The sequence below is a fragment of the Pseudomonas sp. HMWF006 genome (assembly GCF_003061205.1).
Taxonomy (GTDB): domain Bacteria; phylum Pseudomonadota; class Gammaproteobacteria; order Pseudomonadales; family Pseudomonadaceae; genus Aquipseudomonas; species Aquipseudomonas monsensis.
Map to the genome: position 1 here is coordinate 504 of NZ_QAIU01000377.1, position 2,366 is coordinate 2,869.

Annotated in this window: 2 protein-coding genes; both read right to left on the reverse strand. The window is 61.2% G+C overall.

The window, feature by feature from the left end; all coding sequences use genetic code 11:
* The coding region (locus DBR24_RS15370) for a UxaA family hydrolase (protein ID WP_256591519.1) at window positions 1–1,104 on the reverse strand (1,104 nt) is incomplete at its 3' end.
* An 11-nt stretch (window positions 1,105–1,115) separates the two neighbouring features.
* The coding region (locus DBR24_RS15375; RefSeq protein ID WP_146189056.1) for an MFS transporter at window positions 1,116–2,366 on the reverse strand (1,251 nt) is incomplete at its 5' end.

Consider the following 2,366-nt stretch of genomic DNA (forward strand, 5'->3'; position numbering starts at 1 on the left):
GCCCTTCTTGTTGCCCGGCGTGGTATTGGCGCTGCGATCCGCTTCGCCCTTGGCCAGATAACGGTCGTACCAGTCCATTTCGCGCACCAGTTCCTCGGCGACAGTTTTGCTCTGGGCACGTGAAGTCAGCAGGTAGATCGCATCGCGCACTTCAGTGACTTCGGAAAACATCACCGTCGCCCCTGCACGCAGCAGCAAGTCCGAGGCGTAGCCCAGTGCCGGGTTGGCGGTGATTCCGGAAAACGCATCGCTGCCGCCGCACTGCATGCCGAGGATCAACTCGGACGCCGGCACGGTTTCGCGGCGGCGCTGGTCGAGCTTCTTCAGGCGGACTTCGGCCAGCGCCATGATCTGCTCGATCATCTCGGTGAAACCGTGACTGGAATCCTGCAGGCGATACAGCCACGGCTCGCTCAGATCAACCGAAGCGTCGTCCTCGTGCATCACCTGCCCGGCCTGCAATTTCTCGCAACCGAGACTGATCACCAGCGCCTCTCCCCCCAGGTTCGGGTTGCGCGCCAGATTGCGCACGGTGCGAATCGGGATGTAGGCGTCGGTGGCGGTGATCGCCACGCCGCAGCCGTAACTGTGGGTCAGCGCCACCACGTCATCGACGTGCGGGTATTTGGGCAGCAACTCGTCCTTGATGCGCTTCACCGCATGATCGAGCACACCGGTGACACACTGCACCGTGGTAGTAATCCCGAGAATGTTGCGCGTGCCGACAGTGCCGTCGGCATTGCGATAACCCTCGAAGGTGAAACCTTCCAGCGGTGCCTGGGCGGGCGGCACTTCGGTGGACAGCGGCAGGCTGTCCAGCGGCGGCGCGGTCGGCATGCGCAGTTGATCTTCCTTGACCCAACTGCCGCGCGGAATGGGCTGCAACGCGTAGCCGATGGTCTGGCCGTAGCGAATCACCTGGCCGCCCTCGGGAATGTCTGCGAGGGTGACCTTGTGGCTCTGCGGTACAAAATCCACGGTCACCAGACCGTCGGGAAATTCGGTGCCGGCCGGCACGCCCTGGTCGTTGACCACAATCACTACGTTGTCCCGCTCGTGCAGGCGGATGTAGCGCGGCGAGTCGGAATGTTCAATCAACTGCATGACGCCGCTCCTCAGGAATGCGCTTGAGACAATTTGCCGGTGGCTTCAGTACCGCCATGGGTTGGCGGCTCTTTGAGTACCACGCGTTTGATCGGGCCGACGATCACCAGGTAGCTGAACACCGCAACCAGTGCGTTGGCACCAACGAACACCAGCGCCCATTTGAACGATCCGGTGGAGCTGATGATGTAGCCGATCACGATCGGCGTGGTAATCGAAGCGATGTTGCCGAAGGTGTTGAACAGGCCACCGCTCAGGCCGGCGATCTGTTTTGGCGAGGTGTCGGAGACCACCGCCCAGCCCAGCGCGCCCACGCCTTTGCCGAAGAACGCCAACGCCATGAAACCCACGACCATCCATTCAACGTCGACATAGTTGCAGGCCACGATGCTGCTGGACACCAGCAACCCGGCGATGATCGGCGCCTTGCGGGCGAAGGTCAGCGAATGCCCTTTGCGCAGCAGGTAATCGGAAATCACTCCGCCGAGCACACCACCGATGAAGCCGCAGATCGCCGGCAACGAGGCGATGAAACCAGCCTTGAGAATGGTCATGCCACGCTCTTGCACCAGGTACACCGGGAACCACGTCAGGAAGAAGTAAGTGATGCCGTTGATGCAGTACTGGCCCAGGTACACGCCGAGCATCATACGGTTGGTCAGCAACTGACGAATGTAATCCCACTTCGGCCCGTCAGCCTTTTTGCCTTTGTTCTGGTCCATGTCGACCATGCCGCCGTTGTCGGCGATGAACTGCACTTCCGCTGCGTTGGCCATCGGATGCTGACGCGGGCTGTGGATAACCTTGAGCCAGATCCCCGAGAAGACGATGCCGAACACGCCCATGACAATGAACACGTGCTCCCAGCCAAAGCTGTAGACGATCCAGCCCATCAGCGGCGCGAACAGCACGGTGGCGAAGTATTGCGCCGAGTTGAAGATCGCCGAAGCGGTGCCGCGTTCAGCGGTCGGAAACCACGCGGCGACGATGCGCGCGTTGCCCGGGAAGGATGGCGCCTCCGCCAGACCGACGAGGAAGCGCAGCATGAACAGCGCAACAATCGCCGTGGACATGCCGAACTCACCGACAAAGCCTTGCAGCACGGTGAACAGCGACCAGGTGAAAATGCTCAGGGCATAGACTTTTTTCGAGCCGAAGCGATCGAGCAACCAGCCGCCGGGAATTTGCCCGGCCACGTAGGCCCAACCGAAGGCAGAGAAGATATAGCCGAGGGTGACCGCGTCGATGCCCAGATCTTTTTG